This is a genomic window from Gimesia alba (assembly GCF_007744675.1).
In the GTDB taxonomy this organism is placed as follows: Bacteria; Planctomycetota; Planctomycetia; order Planctomycetales; family Planctomycetaceae; genus Gimesia; species Gimesia alba.
Genome location: NZ_CP036269.1, coordinates 1,859,843 through 1,879,404 on the forward strand (window position 1 = coordinate 1,859,843; position 19,562 = coordinate 1,879,404).

The window sequence follows — 19,562 nt, forward strand, 5'->3', positions numbered from 1 at the left end:
GTGCTGACATTCCCGTAATGCAGAGCTTGTGATTGCCAGGACGATCTCAAATGTTTAACTGAGTAGAAATCGTGGTTTGCATGGATTTGATAAAGTTTGCGGATTGTACTGATTATTTGTGTCAGGAAATGCCGATCTTGGATGTGAGAGACACCACGCAAGCTGCTTTATTGTGGACTCCAGGGATGAATCAGGGGGGACGAGAAGGATCGGGCAAGATGTTTCTAAAGCACTGGTACATACTGGCGATGGTCGCGCTGGTTTTGGTCGCGCAAGCGAACATCGGGCGGGCTGAGGAATCGACTGCGAGTTCTCTGCCTCCCGCACCGGCTGTTTCCGAAGACCTTCCTGCAGAGATTCCCTTTGAAACCGCGGGCACGAATAACTGGGTTCCCGCCGATGCTAATCTAGATCTCACGTTGCGGATTGGGGTTCCCGATCTGAGACCGGGTTGGCAGATTGACGTCGGGGCACTGTTCCTGAAGCCGAGCAGCGAGAACCTCGGTTATGCTGTCCTTACCACATACAAAAATCCGGGTGCACCGGAACCACTGGCTTCTCCCTATTGGGAGATTGAATCGGTCACAACCAGCTATCAGCCCGGATTTGAAGTGGGATCGACCTATACGTATCAGAATACCGGCCGCGATTTTCAACTCGACTGGCAGCATTTACGAACGTCTAATCACAGTGGGGCCTCCGCCCAGAGCGGCACACAATGGGTTTCTCCCTTCTCACAAACCGGCCCCGGTTCTGCGGACACATATGATGATTTAGAAGACAACGACGGAGTGAATAAACTGAGGAGAGCCGAGGGGGTTGCCAAGTATGCTTATGATGCGGTGAACCTCGATTTCGGGCAGCACATCGATTTCGGTTCGTCGCTCGACCTGAGGTTATTTGCCGGCTTGAGTTTTGCCCGTTTGCAGGAATCTGTGAAGTCCTCGTTTTACGGCGATCCGCCCGAACCGGCGGCGGTGTACCCCGCGTCAGTTCCCTTAATCCTCTCGTTGGATAACACGTCGACCTTTTCGGGTGTCGGACCGCGGTTTGGTGTTGATAGTCTGTACCAGACTCAAGGAGGGCTGCGTTTCACAGGGCAGATCGGCGCGGCGTTGCTGGTTGGCCGGACCGAGCCTTCCCAATATGTATTTGGCGCCGTCGCCGAGGATCTGGCTTTGATCGGAATCTCCTACAATCAGCAGCAGGTGACCAGCGGCGGTTTTACTCAGGTCGTCTATTCAGCCGACGCCAAATTGGGAATCGGTTTTGAACACATCTTTTCCGGCGGCAATTCCTTCTCGATCGACGCCGGCTATCAGGCGTCCGTCTACGCCGATCCCTTCGCCGGCTACGCGACGAATCACAACGTCCTGCCGATCCAGATCGGTTCGCTTTCGACCGCCAGCGTGAGACAGACCAACAGCAACTTCACCCTGCACGGTTTTTACGTCAACCTCACCCTGCAATGGTAAGTTAACATGGGCTGATCTCTGTTTTCGATTTCTGCCAGGTAGCGTTTCTTAATCGAATTGGTCATTGCAAATTGGGAGAAACCGGGGCTAACGCCCTTCGGCTAATAAGTCATTCCGGCTGGCAAAGTCCCAAAAACAAGATCAGCCGCACGGTGTTAGCCGCGGTTAAAACCGACCTGGGTTAGGTTGCGGTCCTCGGAATCACATTCAAAACTAATAAATAAACACTACCTGTCACGGCTACCACGAGCGCCATGAATTCGAACTGAAGTCACGCGATGATCTGGTCTTATTGATCGTTGTTTTGAATGACTGGTTTCTGACAGTTTGGAGGTTCAAAGTGGTAAAGTTTGAATGGCTGATTGCGTTCGTTGGCCGGGTTGGAATCTTCCACGTATTTGCCATGTATGACATCAATGACGGTGTAGGGGGCATCGGGCTTGCTACCCCAGGTGATGCGGTAGACTCCGTCCGCTTCTTGTTCAACGGTGGGAGTTGTGGTGACGTCGATGTTGAGCGGACCGAGTGTGCGTGATTCGTATTGCTGGAAGGGATGTTCCGCAAATAGTCCGTAGAAGTATTCACCTTCGAAGGCGGGGCCATACAGATGGAGATAGTAGTGTGAATCTGGAAGATCGATTTTGGGACCCATGGGTATGGCGACATCACCGGGGGGGTGAGTAATTATAAACAGCACCAGCGATATGAATGCAATGCTTAACAGCAGCAGTGGCAGTGCTAATATAATCCAGAGGATGCGGATCATGGGGAGCTTTTTCCTGGCGGCGTTGTTCGGACAGGTATGATTTTTCTACCACGAAATTGCGTGTCAGCAGGCACTACGATTAAGAGTACTTCTCAAGCTGATTTATTCCGCTTGATGAGAAAAATAATCGCCCCGATGCCATAACCGATTAGAAAATAAGCAATGAACAGAATTGTGAGGCAGAGGAACGCGCCGCAGCGTGGATTGAGAACTGCGAACAAAAAAATGTGTGTTAATACATCTGCCAGTGGTGGGATGGAATATGTTAATACGAATCCCAGAATGATTGTGATCACGCCCCCTGTTACGCCATAATTGAACATGGCAGCCTCATTCGGTCAAAAATTTATGTATGTGCCTGCTGCTGGATTCTGGTTCTTTTTTTCTACCACGAAAGTCACGAAAATTCTGGTGGGTGGTTTGCGCTTGGGGTTGGTTGTGAACCGTGTTGGATTTTCATCTGTGGGCGTTGGGTTGTATCGGGTAGGATTTTGGTCTGTGTGTTTTTGTTGTTTGAATGTTTCTTGTTTTATATTCGGTTGAAACAGGGGCCAGGTAGCGTTTATTAATTCGAATGCCTCTTTGCAAATGGGAGGAACCGGGGCTAACGCCCTGCGGCTAATGGGCCTTTTCTGCGGGCGCCGTTTCGTTCATAGTTGGGGTTTCTGTTATGGCTGACGTTCCTGGTTTTGTTGATTGAGATCATCGCTGGTGGCGTGGGGGTGTCAAGGAGATGTTGATGATTTTGATGCGGAATTTTTCTGGGAACCACTTGCGAATGTCTATGAATGCCAGATTTTGTTCTTTGAACGTCAAACGAAGTCCAGCGATGCGTACTGATCAGAGTGAACCGGGGGGCGGGGTGTGGAATCAAATCGTGCTGAAACGAGTTGGTTTTATGGGGTGCGGATTTGCAGGGGAGCTCAAATGGTGGTGCTTAAACTGGTTTTCCTCACGCGCGCGACGTTATCTCCGCATGTTAGAGAACGGGACGGGGGAGTCAAGAGGTTTGTTTGGTGCCTGTTTTGTAGGTTTTTTTCGAGGTTGGGGGCGAGAGAACTGATAGGACGTTTTAAACGGCGGCTAGCGCCGACCCGCTCAGGTCGCACTCAGTTATGTGATCATTTTGGGTGGGGGTGTTGTTTTTGATCTTGTCTGGTTGGTGGCTTTTTTGTGAAGGGGGTTTTCCACATGCCGAGGAGTGTTTGCCATTGGGGTTGGTCGAAGTCGGGGAGGCCGAAGTGGATGTTTTTGAGATCATTTCGCATGCGGTAGGTGCCTGCGAGGCGGTCCCAGATGGAAAAGACGGTGGAGTAATTGGAATTGGTTTCAGAGGGAATTTGTGAGTGATGAATTTTATGCATATCGGGCGAGACGAAAAGCCAGCGGAAGAAACGGTCAGCCTTGCCGATCGAAATGTTGGCGTGATGGAATTGTGTGGATAAAAAGACAAGCAGACCGTAGACGATGAGGTACCAGGCTTCGAGGCCGAGCAGGGGGATGAGCAGCAGTCGGAACAGTGTTGAGAAAATGAGCTCACCCCAGTGAAAGCGGGTGGCGGTGGAGACGTCCATATAGGGATCGCTGTGATGCATGCGATGGAAACGCCAGAAGAAAGGGATGCGATGATTCATCCAGTGCCAGCAGTAGGTCCAGGCATCGAGCAGAACAATGGCGAGGATGGTTTTTCCAACGGTTCCCAGCGGCAGATGATTGAGGAGCCCCCAGTGATTATCGTGCGACCATTGAGCAGCGAATTCGACAGAGACTCCGAAGAGCAGTCCCAGCAGCAGGGCATTCAGAACCGCGAGGATAATGTTATGCAGGGCGTGATGGTAGCGCGTTTTACTGGCGACCGGTTTGAATGCGAACCAGCTTTCCCAGCTCCAGAACAGAGCGAGGAGCAGGACTGGTAAGATGCGATGCGCGAGCGACAGAATTTGTAATCCTGAGAGTTCAGAAAACATAAGCGCATCAGTTTAATTTGAGGGGAGTGAAAATCCAGTGCCGAGTAACGACATCAAAGGGGCACCGTATTTTTCATTCTGTCAGATGACTCGCGGGGAGACAAGGGCCGGGTTATTGCTCGTGATAGGCGGCTTTGATTTTTCCCTGCTGTTGCAGTCCGCGCACGAATTCGATCTGCCTTGGTTTGGGAATTTTCAGATGTTGCATGAGCGCCAACAGGTCGTTCAGTCGGGGAGTTGCGGACGCTGTGGATGCGGAGATTTCCAGTATCAGATCGTTATATTCGATTTGAGCTGGCTGGAGCAGGACGTTGCCTCGGGTTTGAATGGTGGCGGTTGCCGGATCGATCATCAACTCTGGTGTTTGATTCTTGACCAGCGACGATTGTGCCAGGGAGGGTTGAATGGGAATGGAGAGTTTCAGCAAATGGGCTGCCAGTTGTTGTGCCAGTTTCTGATTGGGATGGGGCAGAGAGATCATGATCATACTGGTCGATTGCAGCATGGCTTTCGCATTCAGGTTTTGCTGTGCTTTCAGGAACTGGTTGATGGTTTGTGTGATGAGTTGTCCCGTTGCAGGCAGGCTGGCGGAATCGTTCAGGAAAAATTTCAGATGGGGGATGCCGGTTCCCGAAACGAGCTTGGGAGTAATATCAGCGAGCAACTGAGCACCCTGTTCGATGATGGCCTGGGATTTGTTTTGTGTTCGGTTTGTATCAAGCATGCCCATCACGACGGCGCTTGCGGCAGGGGACTCTGTCTGCTGAATGGTTGTGGGAAGCAGGTAGCCTCCTGTGAGTTTGACATCGGGATTGGCGGCGGTGAGATAGCATTCAATGCGTTGTCCCTTTTTGACGCCTTGATTGGGGATGTATGCGATGAGGGAGACATTGGCCAGATTGCCGGCGCGGAGCGGCGTTTTAATCTGTTTGACATTGATCTTCATCGCTGCCATGGAGGACTTGAGTGCCTGGATTGCTTCGGGAGAGTAATTGCGTTCTCCCGTTCCGTTGAGTCCTACGACGAGGCCGCTGCCTGTGAGTTTGATGATTTCCGCCGGTTGGAATTCACCCAACTGCGCCAGTTTCAAAACCGGCTGTGCCTGTGTTTCTCTGGGGATAGGAAGTTCGGAATGGAGGTCGAGTTGAACCAGGTTTTTGCTGATGACGGTGGCCGGCAGCATGGTATTGGTGACGAAGGGAATGACGGGAATGGTTTGATTGAGAGCTGCATCTTGAGTGGGGATGCCTGTGGTTTTGAAGGTGATGCCTCGATAGGCGGCGATGATGTGAACGAGCCGTTCCTGCTGGACGAGGAATGGTTCGGGAGCCGACGCCGGTTTCATAGTTGGTTGGGGAACGTTGTATCCGGCAGACACGGTCCGTTTGGGAAAGGGATTGGTCAAGGAGATCTGTTGTACGGTTTTGACTTCGTTAGCCGAGATACCCTGCTGGTCGACCGGTTTCATTGCCACCCGCCGCACGAGGTCGGCATCGATGCGGACTAATTCTTCGATCAGCGTGGTGCGTTGTTCTTTCGTGGTTTGTGAGAGGAGCAGAATATTTAACGCGGGGGAGGAGTCAGCTGACTGTGGTGATGCGGTGACAAGATTGATTTCCGGTGTTCTGTTTTCCGGAAGCCGTGGATCTTGAGAGAGTTCCTGAGTGGTGGCTATGTCCGACAGTTTGGGAGCAGGTGCTGGATTCAATGGACTTTGTTTTGGACCAGCCGGGAAATCGAGACTGAGATCGGGAAATTCGTCTGGTTCGGAAAGTGAAATTTCCAGTTCGGCTTCTGCGGCGGTTTGCTCAGTGTTCTGATTAATACTGAGAAAGCCTTGAATGGATTGCGACAGAAAAAACATGGCCAGTGCGAACAGGCCCATTCCTGCGAGTATGGAAAATTTGAAGTAGCGCATGTTTCCCTCAGCCTTGAAAATAGGGCTTCGTGAAATGGATTGAAATGAAGAATAGATCTGGAGGCGCGTCGTTTTGAGAGAGAGGAGCGGGCACCTTATTGTAAATCGGATTTTATGTCAATATGGGTGATCTGGATGAGGGGTTTCCCGTTTTAAGAGTTTCGATTGTTGCGTAATTTGTTCAGATCAACGTTCTTGAATCTTTGAATAACGGGGTGAGAAAAGGAGATGTTTGGCCCCGGCGAATCAGGGACAGCTATATTGGAATTGACCCTGATAGTCGAGTAGTCGTACTATTCCCACATTTCTAAAGTGGCGGGGCCAATGATGCCGCAAGCAAAACGGCTTAAATACATACTATTATTTATCTTACTGATATCCGCATGTTTGAGGTGCGGAGTGGCGGTTTACGTTCAGCGCCAATTAGATCGACAACCTGAACGAACATATGTCATTGAAGGCGATGCAGACGGCTATTGGAAGCTGGCGCAGTCGCTCGTGCATGGCGAGCCGTATTCGATTTATACGCCGCCGCGACGTGTACTGCGGATGCCTGGGTTTCCGTTGTTTCTGGCTGGTGCGATGTCAGTCGTGGGCGAAGATCATTTTCGTGTGCGACTGATTTTGGCGCTCTCGGGAGTTGTCGCCTGTTTTGTCGTTTATTTATTGGGAAAAGAACTGGCCAATGAAACGATCGGTCTCATCGCGGCAGCGCTGACTGCGGTATCGCCGGTGATGGCGGGGTTCAGTGTTTTGTTTTTAAGCGAGACGCTGTTCGCGGTGACGATGCTGATTTCGTTATGGGTACTGGTCAAATTATCGAAAGTTCCATTTAGAGTTGAGGATCAATTTCAGGGCAGGCTCTGGTCTGTGCTGGCGGGCATTTCACTGGCAGCCGCCTTTTATGTAAGACCGAGCTGGCTGTTGATGCTGCCCCTGGTTGTTTTCATTTTGTTATTAAGTGCAAAGGAGCATCGAACTGCGGCACTCACGCGAGGCCTGCTGATGATTGTGGGTTTTAGTGTGATGCTGGTGCCTTGGGTTTATCGGAATTATCAGGTTACCGGGCACTTTGTCCCGACCACATTGTGGGCGGGTCCCAGCTTGTACGATGGTTTGAATCCGCGTGCGACCGGGGACAGTGACATGACTTTTTTTGATCAAGAGAATGTGTTGAACAAAATGAGTGAATACGAAATGAATCAGCACTATACAAAACGGGCAGTCGAGTATGCGCAGCAGCATCCCGGTCATGTCTTCGAACTGATGGGAGCGAAGCTGCTGCGTTACTGGAAGCCTTGGCCGAATGCACCGCAGTTCAAGTCATTCTGGATGATGGCGGCTGTGTCAGTGTTGTTCATTCCGGTCGTGTTGTTCGCGGTGTATGGTGCCTGGGTTTCGCGCGATCAATATTTACTACTGCTGATTACTGTCGGGCCGATCGTTTACTTTTCGCTGATTCATCTGGTCTTTGTCAGTTCGTTGCGCTATCGGCTGCCTGCGGAATACAGCTTATATATATTGTCCGCGGTCGGTTTTTATCAAGTGTGTTTTTCCTCTCGTAAACGGAAGGAACTCAAACCGGAATAATACCGGATTTTGTGTGGTTTTTAGTCATTATGGTTGTTCGTAAAACATTTCAATGGTGTCTGCTGATCCTGGTCTCGCTGGTGATTACCGGCGGGAGCTACGGATATTATTTGTGGATGCGCAGTGACGAAATGTTGAAGGCGGGCATTCTCGACAAAATTTCCAATCATATTCCGAATCTGATGATTGATATCGACCGGGCGCAATTTGATTTCCGGCGACGGGTGCGGATTGAAGGTTGTCGCGTTCAGGTTGTGAGTCACCCTGATACGATTATTGATTTACCCGAAGTGGTGGTCACTTTAGATCAGGAAAAACTGGCGCGTCGGCAGGAGATCGATATTCAGAAAGTCGTGCTGAACCGGCCACAGTTGGTTCTGGTGCGGATGGCCGATGGAACCTGGAACTGGGAAGGATTGCCGGAGCCAATCAGGAGCGATAAACCGCTGCCGGAGCTGGTGATTGAACGGGGCAGCCTGTCACTCAAGTTTGAGCGTGGTCCCCAGAGTGTGCCGACGGCGGTGACGTTTCAAAACCTGGATCTGCGATTGATTCCCTCTGGTGCCAGCCGCTATGAAATTGAAGGACATACTTCGATTCCTCAGGCGGGGAAACTGGAAATTTCCGGTTATTGGGACATCGGTTCAAAAATCGGATCAGTGGAAGGGACGTGGAGCCAACTGGAATTCGGGCCGAATCTGGTGCGGATGGCAACCGGGATTTCGCCGGAATTGATGTCGCGATTAAAGTCGGCGTTTCCTTCCATGCAACTTAAACCCGATCAGGCGACGGGCATGTATGATCTGGGCGTGAGCGCTCAGATGGATATTAATTTCAGTCTGTCTAAAAGCGGTCGGGAACAGCCACCTCAATTTCAGGTGGTGACTCATTTGCGTGAGGGGAAGCTTAAGCATCCGTTATTGCCGTTTCCTTTACGAAATATTGTGGGCAAGATTTATGCGAATAATCAGCGGTTATTGATTCAGAATTTACAGGCCCATAATGGGGAGAGTAGTTTTGCCGTCGGTGGATATTATCGTTTTGGAAATAAAATTCCCGAAGATGGTGCTCCCCAGGATCAAAGCTACTTTTCATTTCAGGCCCGGAAATTACCCATTGATGATCGGCTGCGAAGTCGATTGACAGGGGGACTGGCGAGAACCTTTGATACTCTGCGCCCTCAGGGAAATATCGATCTGGAAGTGACATTGAGTCATCCTCCCGGTCAGGGGAAATGGCGGATTCAGGATCTGATCGTCTCTGCCGTCGATGGTGAAGTGATGCCGGTTCATTTTCCGTATCGGGTTGACCATATTAAAGGCCGGATGACTCAGAAGGATTCTGATCTGTTGGATCTGAATTTCATCGGCATGGCAGGGAACCGGCCGGTCAGTGCCGTGGGGTCGATTCGGCATCCTGGTCCGGCATCGAAAATTGATATCCTGGTAAAGGTAGATGATGCTGCCGTGGATGCTGCGGTACGGTCTGCTGCTCCGGAAGCAGTCCAGAATGTTCTGGATCAAATCGACTTGCAGGGAAATGCGGATGTGACGTTGCGATTGACTCGTGAGCCTTTACTCAATCAACCGATCCATCTGAATTTAGTGGCGGAAGTGGATCGTGGTTCGCTGCAGTATCGAGAGTTCCCTTATCGGGTCAGCAATCTCAAAGGTCGCGTTTCTTATTTCAGTAAAACCGGGATTACGCGATTTGAACAAGTGACGGGTAAGCATGGAAATGCGAGTCTCTCTGCCAACGGCTCTTATGCCCGGTTTGCCAATGATGGCAGACTCGAGTTAAGCGTGACAGCCAATAATGCTTCCTGCGATTCCAACTTACGTCTGGCGCTGCCTGCGTCCTTACAGGAATTGTGGGGAGAACTATCGCCGACCGGTAAAATCGATCTGAGAACCAACATTGTCTGGGAACGTGGCAAGCCGTTAGATATCAGTATCCCCAGTGCGAACCTGTATTCGGGGAGCATCTACTTGAAGGAATTCCCATATCCCATTGATAATCTGAATGCAAACTGGAGCTATGTTGTCAATCCGCAAACCCAGAACAGTGAAGTTCGCTTGACCAAAATCTCCGGAAGACATGACGAGACTCGGATCGGAATCGGGAATGCGATTGCCGATGTGACTCCGCGCGGCGACTGGCGGGTGTTGCTGGAAAATATGAACATTGATGACGTATCGACCGATCGTGCCTTTCAGAAAGCGCTACCGGAAGAAATGGCATCGGCATTGAATACTCTGAATATTCAACGACCGATTTCAGCCAGTGGCTGGATTGAATTTCGCGGTTCGAAACAGCCGGGAACCGCCATCACGGCTGCCTGGGGCATGGATTCGATTCTGGCAGAGAATACGATTACAGCGGGCGTGGACATTACCAGAGTTTATGGGAAGGTCCATTCTAAAGGGACGTGGGATGGAACACATTTGGATTTAACGGGCAATGTCGATTTAGACTCCGCGGTGATTCTGGATTATCATCTCACAGAAATAAAAGGGCCGTTCGAGATTCATGATCAAAAACTGACCGTGGGCTCAAACCAGATTCGCCGCGATCAGTTTCAGTCAGTCAGTCTGCCACAAATTAATGCGAAGCAGCCAATTACGGCAAAAGCGATTCGCGGTGTGCTGACTTGTATGGGAGATATCGAACTGAGTACGATTCCGTCATACAATATGCAGATTGAATTGAATCGCGGATTGCTGGAAGAATATGCGGCCCGTTATATGCCTGGTGAATCGCAATTACGGGGCGTGATGAATGGCTGGATTCAACTTTGGGGTCGCGGTTCGAATAAAGCAGATTTAAAGGGGCAGGGACAATTGCAGATCAGTCCTGCTGCGATTTACGAACTGCCGCCGATTGCTCAGATTTTTAAAGTCGTGCGCCTCGCTCAGCCGGATAAAACAGCCTTTGATTCTGCCTTCTGTGACTTTACTGTTTCGAATGAGACCTTTCATCTGAAGTACATTGAGCTAAAAGGGAATGCCATCAGTTTGTACGGACAGGCGGGAGAAGCCCACTTTGACGGTCGTTTGAAGGTGGATCTGTTTTCACGATTATCGCGTCGTCAACTTCCGCTGCCGGCCATTACTCAACTGATCGGGCATGCGACGAGTGGCTGGATTCGAGTGGAATTGCGCGGCACGACATCAAGTCCGATTGTCGATATCAAGTCGAATCCGCTGTTGGATGGTTCTCTGAAAACATTTCTGAATAATGTAGTGCGAGGGCGTCCCGGCAATAATATTCCAGGGCGCCGCATTCAACCGGTCCAAACCAATTCTCGAACTCCGAGGCAATTTCCACTGCCCTTTGCGCAATGATTTCCATTAAGGTCAGACTAGATCATTTCTTGGATCGTTTTTGTCTGCTTTGAGAAATCTCCTCGGTTTCCTGCTTCGATTTCTTTTTCCAGCGGGAGAGGATGAACGTTAAGACAACGAGCAGAGCGAGGTAGGCTCCCAGAATCTTAAGCAGCCAGAAGAACATTCCTGTGGCAATTTCGTTCATAAGCAGGGAAAACTTGCTATTCTGACTGATACTCTAGATCAGCAAAGAAGTGACGGCGGACGGAAACGGCGGTCTGCTATTACTCTAATCCGGTCATAGCGCTGATTTCAAGTTGTTTTCCCGAAAGCGTGAAGCCAAAAGAAGATAAAAGGTTGGGGAGTGGAAACGTACCATTCGTATCGGTTAAATTGAGGCAGACGGTGACCTTAACTTCTGACGGGGAAGGAGCAGGGCCAACCGGAGAACAGGGGATGCTGGAATTTCCTAAGCTGGTCGTATTAATGGGAAGATCGCCTCCTTCCTGAATCACCACCAGCACATCGCCGGCTCCCGGAGCGGCTGGGGCGACAGTCAGAGAGAGCGAGTTAATCGCCACGTATTCTTGAATTAAGTTTCCGACTGAAGTCGAGGTCGCTCCCACCTGGGCTGCTTCCCGTGAGCCTTCAATTGTTGCTGCCGTAATGGTTTGCTGCAGCAGTGCAAAAAAGCCGAATTGGATGATCGCCAGCGAGAGGATCAAAATGATGGGAAACGCCAGGATAAATTCCAGCAAGACGGAACCTGTTCGACTCCTGTTTCGAAGGAGCTTCTGTCGTTGACTGGTCTTGTTTGTGGGCAATGATGGCTTCCTGATGATTTCCATCTTACGTACTTCTAAACAGACGAGTGTTAACAAACGGAGACATTTGCTTCACACTTGCTAAGGCTGGTTATCATTTCTCAAATCCGTCCGATCTGAGATCCGGTTGGTGTAGTCTCTGATTGAGACGAATTACACACCATTCCTCGATTCTCCTCTGAATCAGCGGAGAAGTGAGGCGTCTCTTGAGTAGGGAACGCAAATTGCTTGCCAAACTACTATTGTTGAGAGTAGATTAGGGTAAATCGTTCCATATTTGACCTGAAGAGAAGAGTGGTACCAGACTGTGCAGAGTAACAGGCAACGAACTGAGAAGCGAAATGCGCCACGATCGGGTGTTGTCGTGCTGGAATTAATTCTGGCGGCGCCTGCGTTCCTGATCATTATGCTGGCGATGGTTCAGATTTCCTTGATTTACGTGGCAACAGAGCAGACTGCGTATGCGAGTCGGTATGCCGCTAAGATTGCATCGGAAACTCCTTCCGGGGCGCTCAATGCATTGAATACTGGTGCATTGAAAACGAACGTAGATAACGTGCTGCAAGTCGGGGGGCTGCCGCAAGGAAGCTGTCGTGTGATTTTAGAACATAATTTGGGAGCACATACCACCATTGCTGATCCGGTCGTAGCACTTCCAAACTGTGACTGTGATCCACCGGCGACCAGCTTACCGTCTGTATCAGGTGCGGCCGTAAATGAGTCGGTGCGTACGACTGTCTGTGTGCCCCTGGATGGGAACGTTCCCGACTTTTTATCCAGCTTCGGATTTTCGATTCAAGACTATGTCGTTGAACAATCCACGACCTATTTATACGAACTCTGATCCAGATAATTTGACTTTGTAAGTTTAGACTGATCTTTTACCCATGAAACGAATTCATTCGAATAGCGAAGTTCATCAGAAGCGGCGCGGGATAGCGATCCTGTGGCTGATTATCTGGGGGTCTTTGTTTCTGACTTTTTTCTGTGTTGTGCTGGAAATAGCAACGCTGTGGCAGGCGCAGGTAGAAGTTCAAAACGCTCTTGATTCTGCAGCTCTGGCTGCTGTCAAGGAGTGGGGAGAGGGTGGTACTGGGGCAACTCAGATTCCCAGAGATGCGGGTGTCGCCTACACGGAAGCGAATCCAATTCTCGGCGTTGTTTTCACACCTAACACAAATTATACCCCTCCCGGTCCTGGCAACCCCAATGGAAATGCTTCCAATACGGGGAATTTTGTGTTTGGGGCCATTGATACCACAACAGATCCCATTACTTTTAACGGGAATGCAGAAGCCAGCTGTGCAGCCGGTGATGTTACAATCACGATTACGGATAACACCGCTGGCGGTACCGTAATTCCAGGTTCGATCCGATTGAGTTTTGATGCCGGAACGAATCTTGCCATTGACTCAATTGCGTTTACCCTTCCAACTAAGACAATGGGGCCTCCCAGTGCATTCGCTTATTTTAATGCTCTTACGCCCCCTCAGGTGGATACGACAGGAGGATCTTTTAGTGGGGTCGACGTGGATCCGACTAATCCCGGGCCTCCCAACTGGGTTTGTCCTAACCCGAATGGTGATGTTTGTTTTACATTTGCAGATCCATTAGCGCCAAACCAATTTCAAACGGTCCAGATCAATTTTGACGGAAATTCATTTACGGAATTAGATTTTCTGCACTTTGGAGTCTCTACGAATCAATTAAGTCCCTCTGGATATCCTGCTCCTTATCCAGGTAGTCTGGGTGATGCATGGGGAGAATATGGGGTTACGGCTGAGGTTACTTTCCGCAATACGATTTCCAATGTGACATCAACGGCTTCGACTGTGTTTGTCAATGTGCCAGCAGCCAATACCTCGGAGGCAACGCTTACAGGTGGTGGGGCGGGTGGCTTTCCTGCTGTCATCGCGCAAACAACCGTGCCTGTAAACGGGTTTTGTTCTCAACTGTTTGGAGTCAATTTCTTAAACGCGAGCGCATCATCAATTGCTTATTATGACTGCGGCACTGGTCGCGCTGCTTTGGTCAGTGTTGATAATGTTATCTTCCCTTGAAAATTGACTCTCTTTAAGCAAGCCTCTTTTTTCTCCGCGCCTCTTTCTCACAAAAGGGCAAGCAGCGTGCAGTTCCTCTTTCGAGAATGAGCGGGGCAAAAGACTATCTTTGTCTCAGATCATTTTCCGATTCTTCTACCTGGTCTACAGTAAAGCACATTATTTCGTCTCCTTGATAGAAATAGGAATTGAAGAATTGTGTATTCCATTTTGTTCTGTCTAGTAATACGTAATTCCATTCTATTTGACTCAAAAAAAATAGAAGAATAAGCGAGATATTTGGAAGTGAAGCGAATCGCGATCTTCCCCGAACAATAAAAAAAGCAGACTGAAACCAGTCTGCTTTTTGAGGTCGAACTAAAGGATCTTAGGAAATATTTTAAAAGCGGGGTTTCCCATCGCCGGGAGCGGATTTCTTTTTAGGCCGTTTGCCACCCGGTTTCCACAGGGGATCTGGCGTGTGTGCTTCCTGCATCATGGCTTCCATCTGTTTGACGATGTCCGGGTGTTGGTCTGCCAGGTTGGTTCCTTCACCTAAGTCCTGATCGAGATTATACAGTTCTGTTTCGCCCGTCAGCATCGGCATGCGGACGGCTTTCCATTTTCCCCAGCGGGCGGCCTGCTTGCTGCCTTGTTCATAGAATTCCCAATACAGAAAACCATGCTGTTTCTGTTGATCTGGTTTCCCTGTCAGCGTGGGGGCAATGCTGACGCTGTCCAGATCGGGAGGGCAGGCGACATGTGCGAGGTCTGCTGCAGTGGCCATTAAATCACCGAAGTATCCGATGTGATCAGAGACGGTCCCTGCCGGCGTGGTTCCGGGCCAGTAGGCAATAAAGGGGACGCGGATGCCTCCTTCGTACAGATCACGTTTCATGCCTCTGAGTGGGCCGTTGGCATCGAAGAATTCCGGATCATTGCCACCTTCGCGGTGATGACCATTATCGGAGGTGAAGATCACCAGCGTGTTTTGATCGATATTCAGTTTCTTGAGTCGATCCAGAATCTGTCCGATGCCAGTATCCATGCGCGTGATCATGGCTGCCTGGCCTTTATCCTGTTTTTTCCAGTCCTTGTCTTTGTAGATACCGTAGTCGGGAACTTCCTGTCCATCGCCGACTTTTCGCCCTGCTTCATTATTGGCATGGGGGATTGTCAGTGCGACGTATAAAAAGAAAGGCTGTTTGGCACTCTGGTCGATGAAGTTGAGCGCTTCCTGCATAATCAGGTCGTGCGAGTAATCTACTTTTTTCGTCGATACGCCCCCCAGACTGTCTTTGCCGGTGGGGCCTTTAGAGATGGTGCTGGGGTCAACAATATTTCTGAGCCGGACTTTCTTTCCATTTTTCCAGAGGAATTCAGGATAGTAGTTGTGGGCGTTGTGCTGGTTTAAATAGCCGTAAAAAAAATCGAACCCCTGCAGGTTGGGAACGCCTTGTGTACCTTCCTCACCGATGCCCCATTTTCCGGTCAGCGCGGTTTTGTAGCCAGCCTGTTTCAGGACTTCCGCAACGGTCACATCTTCGGGTTTGAGCGATTGATTCTGTTTGACCCAGGTATTTCCTCGAACGCGGCCGTGGCCCATATGCAAGCCGGTCATCAATACACAACGAGACGGGGCACACACGGTGTTACCCGCGTACATCTGTGTGAACTTCATGCCTTCCGCTGCCATCTGGTCGATGCGGGGCGTTTTAATTTTCTGTTGTCCGTAACAACCGAGATCACCATAACCAAGGTCATCGGCCATGATGAAAATAATATTCGGGCTCGTTTTTTCAGCAGAATAGACAGCTGTATTTGAGCAGACGAAAAGAACTGAAATGCAAAAAATAAGCAGGAATGCAATCGGTTTAGATCGATTACTTCGGAAGAGACATTTGAGTGATGTTAAGGTTGATAGGGGGAATGATGCTGGCGCCTGCATGGCAACTCCTCTGGATGTTCGATTTCTGAGATTGAATATGATCCGTTCCAGTATCATTAACTCAAACAGGCGGGTCAAGCAAGTCCTCACAAGTATCAACGACGATTGAATGCAAAATGGCAGGGTGGAAGCGAAAAATGACGTCAGAAATGCGTTCCATTTGTTGGGCTAAAAGCTCTTCACAAAGCAGAATGAAAACCACGAAATCTACATATGATTCAGGCGGACTTTGTTTACTAAAGTATACTGCAGCATGGAATCGATAAGATTGATAGAACATTTGCACGAACAGATCGCGCAAATTCCCTTTGAGATAGTCACTTTCCCTACTTGAATTCAAGCTATAATTCAAATATTAGCATCCCAAAATACGACTGACATGTGTGGAACACGTTAAGTACCCGTTTTCAGTATCCGAACAGAGGAAAGCGTTTCATGATTTTTACCTGGTTGCGCAACCGCCGCCGCAAAAAAATACTGGCTGCACCCATGCCAGCACACTGGGAAGAAATTCTGAATCAGAATGTGTCTCAACTAGCACGGCTGACACCTCAGCAGCGGAGTCTGTTATATCAACGAGTGCAGATTTTCGTAAAAGAGAAGTACTGGGAAGGCTGCAATGGTTTTGAAATTACCGAAGAAGTCAAATTGACGATCGCCGGTCAGGCCTGTTTGATCACATTGGGGTTTGCCAGTGACTGTTTCGACCGCCTGAAGACGGTTCTGGTTTACCCGGATACATATGCCGCGAAAGAGACATTGGTGAATTCGATCGGCGTCATGACGGAAGGGACTTCATTTCGGCTGGGAGAATCCTGGGGGCAGGGGCCGATTATTTTATCCTGGGAAAGCATTCGCGAGGGGGGAGAAATTCCCGATGATGGCCGGAATGTGGTGATTCACGAATTTGCGCACTATTACGATGCCGTCGATCATCAGTTTAACGGAACACCGCCCCTGAATGCTCCTGCTGAGTACGAACGCTGGAACGAAGTCATGACGGCGGAATATAACTCGCTGGTTTCACAGTTACGGCATGGGTACGAAACCTTCATTGATCCCTATGGCGCGACGAATCCTGCGGAATTCTTTGCCGTCTGCTCAGAACACTTTTTTGAGCAGCCGCATCAGATGCAGGAGTACTCAGTCGATTTATATGAGACCCTGAGAATGTTCTATCGGCAGGATCCCGCGCAAGCAGTTTGATGCAGAACTGTCTCAATTGTCCAGAGGTGTGCATAGATTTTTTCAAATCGAATTCTTAGGATATGTCCTATCTGATATCTGTTCGTTGGATCAGATATATGGCTCTGGAATTCTACTCCCGCCTGGCAAAACCGAGACTGGATTTGAGATGAGTGACCCGTCCCCCAAACGAGTACAAAAGAAACGCACGTCTGCAAACCCGGTGAAAACAGATGCCACAAAGCAGAAACCGGCTTCTAAGAAGTCTTCGCCTGCAACCGCGAAAGAATTGACTCCGCAAAAAATCCTGCAGGCGCTCGAAGGGAATATCGAGCCCGTTACGCCCACAATGCTGTATCGACTGAACGCGCTGCTTGTCAGTATCGTGATGGTCTTGTTACCGCTGATCTATGTGGGAATTATCGGTCTGGTGATCTGGGGCGTGTATTTTCACGCAGTCAACTCTCTCGGTTTGTTTGAGGTTGCTGGCTCAGCTTCTTCCGGACGAGCTCGGGGGAAGGGCATGATTCTGATGGCGCTGGTCTACGTGGCACCAATCGTGATTGGTGCCATCCTGATTGTATTCATGTTCAAACCACTTTTTTCACGACCGGTACAGTCCTCTTCACGCCGGTCGCTCAAGCGGGAAAATGAGCCTTTGTTGTTCATGTTTGTTGATCGAGTCTGTGATGCCGTAGGTGCACCCAGGCCTGTGCAAATCAATTTGGATATTCAAGTCAATGCTTCTGCCGGTTTCAGGCGTGGCTGGCTGAGTCTGCTTGGCAATGATCTGGTATTAACGATTGGTATGCCTTTGATTGCCGGTTTGTCTCTCCGCCAGTTTTCCGGTGTGCTGGCGCACGAATTCGGCCACTTTTCTCAAGGGGCCGGGATGCGGCTTTCGTTTATCATTCGCAGTATCAATATGTGGTTTTTGCGAGTCGTCTATGAACGCGATGATTGGGATGAACGACTGGAGCATCTTTCGGAGACACTCGATTTACGAGTCAGTTGGATCTTGTATCTGGCTCGGCTTTTTATCTGGCTGACCCGGAAAATTTTGTGGGTGCTGATGATGGTCGGGCATCTGGTAAGTGGTTTCTTAATGCGTCAGATGGAATTTGACGCCGACCGCTACGAAGCACGATTAGCAGGCAGCCGTTGTTTTGCAGCGACCAGCAAACGCCTGGCATTATTAGGAGTTGCCAATCAAGGGGCGCTCAATGATTTAGGGCAATTTTATGCCGAAGGTCGGCTGGTCGATAACTTTCCCGCGCTGATCAATATCAATTTGAAAAAACTGCCCGAGGATGTCCTGCAGGCCGTGGATGCCAGCATTCAGCAGGAAAAGACAGGCTGGTTCGATACGCACCCGGCTACGCTCGCCAGAATTGCCAGTGTGCAAAATGAAGAGACCGAGGGGGTCTTTCGGCTCAAAGCACCTGCAACAGTCCTGCTGAGTAACTATCCCCGCGAAGCAAAGTATGTGACTCGTGATTTTTACTTTGGCGTTTTTGGAAAGAAAATCAAACCGTCCGAGTTACACTCGATTGATGAACTGCTGATTCGTCAGGAAGAAGAACAGAAAATGCATCGGGCGGTGCAACGCTACTATCAGGGGGCGATTTACCCCAACCGACCGCTGCAGATTTCCGAACACTCGGTACAGGTTCCCGAGGATGCCAAGCAGTGTGCGCAGGAGTTAAAGAATTATCGGGAAAAAGTTCTGAAGCATCGTTCAAAATATAAAACGTACGTTGACGAGTTTCGCGAACAGGAATCAAAATCAGTCAGTGTGAATGTGGCAACAGTAACATTGCGCGCGAATATCAAGCTGGGGGGGGATGACGCATTTCTCAAGTCATTGACCAGCTATGATAAAACCATCAAAGCAAGCACTGCCATTGATCGTAAAAAAGGTGAGCTGCGGATTGAACTGGAGAAGTATGAAACACTCATCGTCAAGCGGCTGGAACGGGCACTCCAGTTATTTCTGGTGCCTAAAGTACAAGCACAGATCCCAGAAGCGGCTGAATGGGAACGTGACTTACGGGATTTGCTGTTAACGCTGCAGAACACCAATTCCCAGATAGCGCGTTTGTGGGAACTGCATACGATTTGTACCTCATTCCAGGTCCTGATGCATTTCTTTGATCAGATGCGTCAAGACGAGCAATATTGCGAAGTTGTTATGACAGAAATGGAAAAGATGGAACATCTGCTGAATTCCATTCATACCCGTTTCAAACGACTTCCGTATCCCTTTGAGCATTCTCAGGCGGACATCACGATTGGTGAATTTGCTTTATCTCGGACGCCGGAATCGAATAACCCAGGGGATCTGCTGGGAGCTTCGGAAGCACTCTTCGAGAATTTGATGTCATTAAACCACCGGGCACTCGGGAAACTTTGTCTCCTCGCAGAGCAAGTGGAAAAGCTGTTAGGGCTCGAAATATTGCCCGAATTTGAAGCGAAAGAGGCTGAGTCGGATGAATAGCCGTCTTCGGTTGCGGTGAATTTTCGC

15 protein-coding genes are annotated in these 19,562 nt (G+C 49.6%); 8 read left to right on the top strand and 7 right to left on the bottom strand.

Annotation, left to right across the window (positions count from 1 at the left end; genetic code table 11):
- Positions 1–143 precede the first annotated feature (143 nt).
- Positions 144–1,475: an Lpg1974 family pore-forming outer membrane protein gene (locus Pan241w_RS07180; protein ID WP_232107466.1), complete on the top strand. Its 1,332-nt coding sequence runs from the start codon at positions 144–146 to the stop codon at positions 1,473–1,475.
- Between the two features lie 289 nt (positions 1,476–1,764).
- On the opposite strand, the gene Pan241w_RS07185 is transcribed toward Pan241w_RS07180, so the two are convergent.
- Both Pan241w_RS07185 and Pan241w_RS07190 read right to left on the bottom strand, forming a co-directional pair.
- The gene (locus Pan241w_RS07185; RefSeq protein ID WP_145213038.1) at positions 1,765–2,241 is read right to left on the bottom strand and encodes a hypothetical protein; all 477 of its coding nucleotides are present in this window, start codon (positions 2,239–2,241) and stop codon (positions 1,765–1,767) included.
- 92 nt (positions 2,242–2,333) lie between these two features.
- On the bottom strand, positions 2,334–2,564 hold the full coding sequence (locus Pan241w_RS07190) for a hypothetical protein (protein WP_145213041.1): 231 nt from the start codon (positions 2,562–2,564) through the stop codon (positions 2,334–2,336).
- A 506-nt stretch (positions 2,565–3,070) separates the two neighbouring features.
- Between Pan241w_RS07190 and Pan241w_RS07195 the strand changes: the two genes are divergently transcribed.
- Positions 3,071–3,304, top strand: a complete 234-nt coding sequence (locus Pan241w_RS07195; RefSeq protein WP_145213044.1) for a hypothetical protein — start codon at positions 3,071–3,073, stop codon at positions 3,302–3,304.
- A gap of 58 nt (positions 3,305–3,362) precedes the next feature.
- Here Pan241w_RS07195 and Pan241w_RS07200 read toward each other — a convergent pair whose 3' ends face one another.
- Positions 3,363–4,208 carry a sterol desaturase family protein gene (locus Pan241w_RS07200; protein WP_145213048.1) on the bottom strand — a complete coding sequence of 282 codons (846 nt, stop codon included), beginning with the start codon at positions 4,206–4,208 and terminating at the stop codon, positions 3,363–3,365.
- Between the two features lie 112 nt (positions 4,209–4,320).
- Positions 4,321–6,126, bottom strand: coding sequence for a flagellar basal body P-ring protein FlgI (locus Pan241w_RS07205; protein WP_145213050.1), 1,806 nt, complete (start codon positions 6,124–6,126; stop codon positions 4,321–4,323).
- A 399-nt stretch (positions 6,127–6,525) separates the two neighbouring features.
- On the opposite strand from Pan241w_RS07205, the gene Pan241w_RS07210 reads away from it, so the two are divergent.
- Together Pan241w_RS07210 and Pan241w_RS07215 are read left to right on the top strand one after the other, a co-directional pair.
- Positions 6,526–7,716 carry an ArnT family glycosyltransferase gene (locus Pan241w_RS07210; protein WP_198000373.1) on the top strand — a complete coding sequence of 397 codons (1,191 nt, stop codon included), beginning with the start codon at positions 6,526–6,528 and terminating at the stop codon, positions 7,714–7,716.
- Between the two features lie 29 nt (positions 7,717–7,745).
- Complete coding sequence (locus Pan241w_RS07215; protein WP_145213056.1) at positions 7,746–11,060, top strand: hypothetical protein; 3,315 nt, start codon at positions 7,746–7,748, stop codon at positions 11,058–11,060.
- A gap of 22 nt (positions 11,061–11,082) precedes the next feature.
- Here Pan241w_RS07215 and Pan241w_RS29310 read toward each other — a convergent pair whose 3' ends face one another.
- Positions 11,083–11,247 (bottom strand): hypothetical protein, encoded by a 165-nt coding sequence (locus Pan241w_RS29310; protein WP_198000374.1) that lies wholly within the window; start codon positions 11,245–11,247, stop codon positions 11,083–11,085.
- A gap of 79 nt (positions 11,248–11,326) precedes the next feature.
- Positions 11,327–11,800, bottom strand: a complete 474-nt coding sequence (locus Pan241w_RS07220; protein ID WP_198000375.1) for a TadE/TadG family type IV pilus assembly protein — start codon at positions 11,798–11,800, stop codon at positions 11,327–11,329.
- Positions 11,801–12,230: 430 nt separating this feature from the next.
- On the opposite strand from Pan241w_RS07220, the gene Pan241w_RS07225 reads away from it, so the two are divergent.
- Entirely contained in the window at positions 12,231–12,710 is a 480-nt protein-coding gene (locus Pan241w_RS07225) for a pilus assembly protein (protein WP_198000376.1), read from the top strand.
- A 43-nt stretch (positions 12,711–12,753) separates the two neighbouring features.
- Positions 12,754–13,926, top strand: coding sequence for a TadE/TadG family type IV pilus assembly protein (locus Pan241w_RS07230; protein WP_145213065.1), 1,173 nt, complete (start codon positions 12,754–12,756; stop codon positions 13,924–13,926).
- Positions 13,927–14,305: 379 nt separating this feature from the next.
- On the opposite strand, the gene Pan241w_RS07235 is transcribed toward Pan241w_RS07230, so the two are convergent.
- Positions 14,306–15,751, bottom strand: coding sequence for an arylsulfatase (locus Pan241w_RS07235; protein WP_390621018.1), 1,446 nt, complete (start codon positions 15,749–15,751; stop codon positions 14,306–14,308).
- 537 nt (positions 15,752–16,288) lie between these two features.
- Between Pan241w_RS07235 and Pan241w_RS07240 the strand changes: the two genes are divergently transcribed.
- On the top strand, positions 16,289–17,059 hold the full coding sequence (locus Pan241w_RS07240) for a M90 family metallopeptidase (RefSeq protein WP_145213072.1): 771 nt from the start codon (positions 16,289–16,291) through the stop codon (positions 17,057–17,059).
- Positions 17,060–17,207: 148 nt separating this feature from the next.
- The gene (locus Pan241w_RS07245; RefSeq protein ID WP_145213075.1) at positions 17,208–19,535 is read left to right on the top strand and encodes a M48 family metallopeptidase; all 2,328 of its coding nucleotides are present in this window, start codon (positions 17,208–17,210) and stop codon (positions 19,533–19,535) included.
- Positions 19,536–19,562: the final 27 nt, after the last annotated feature.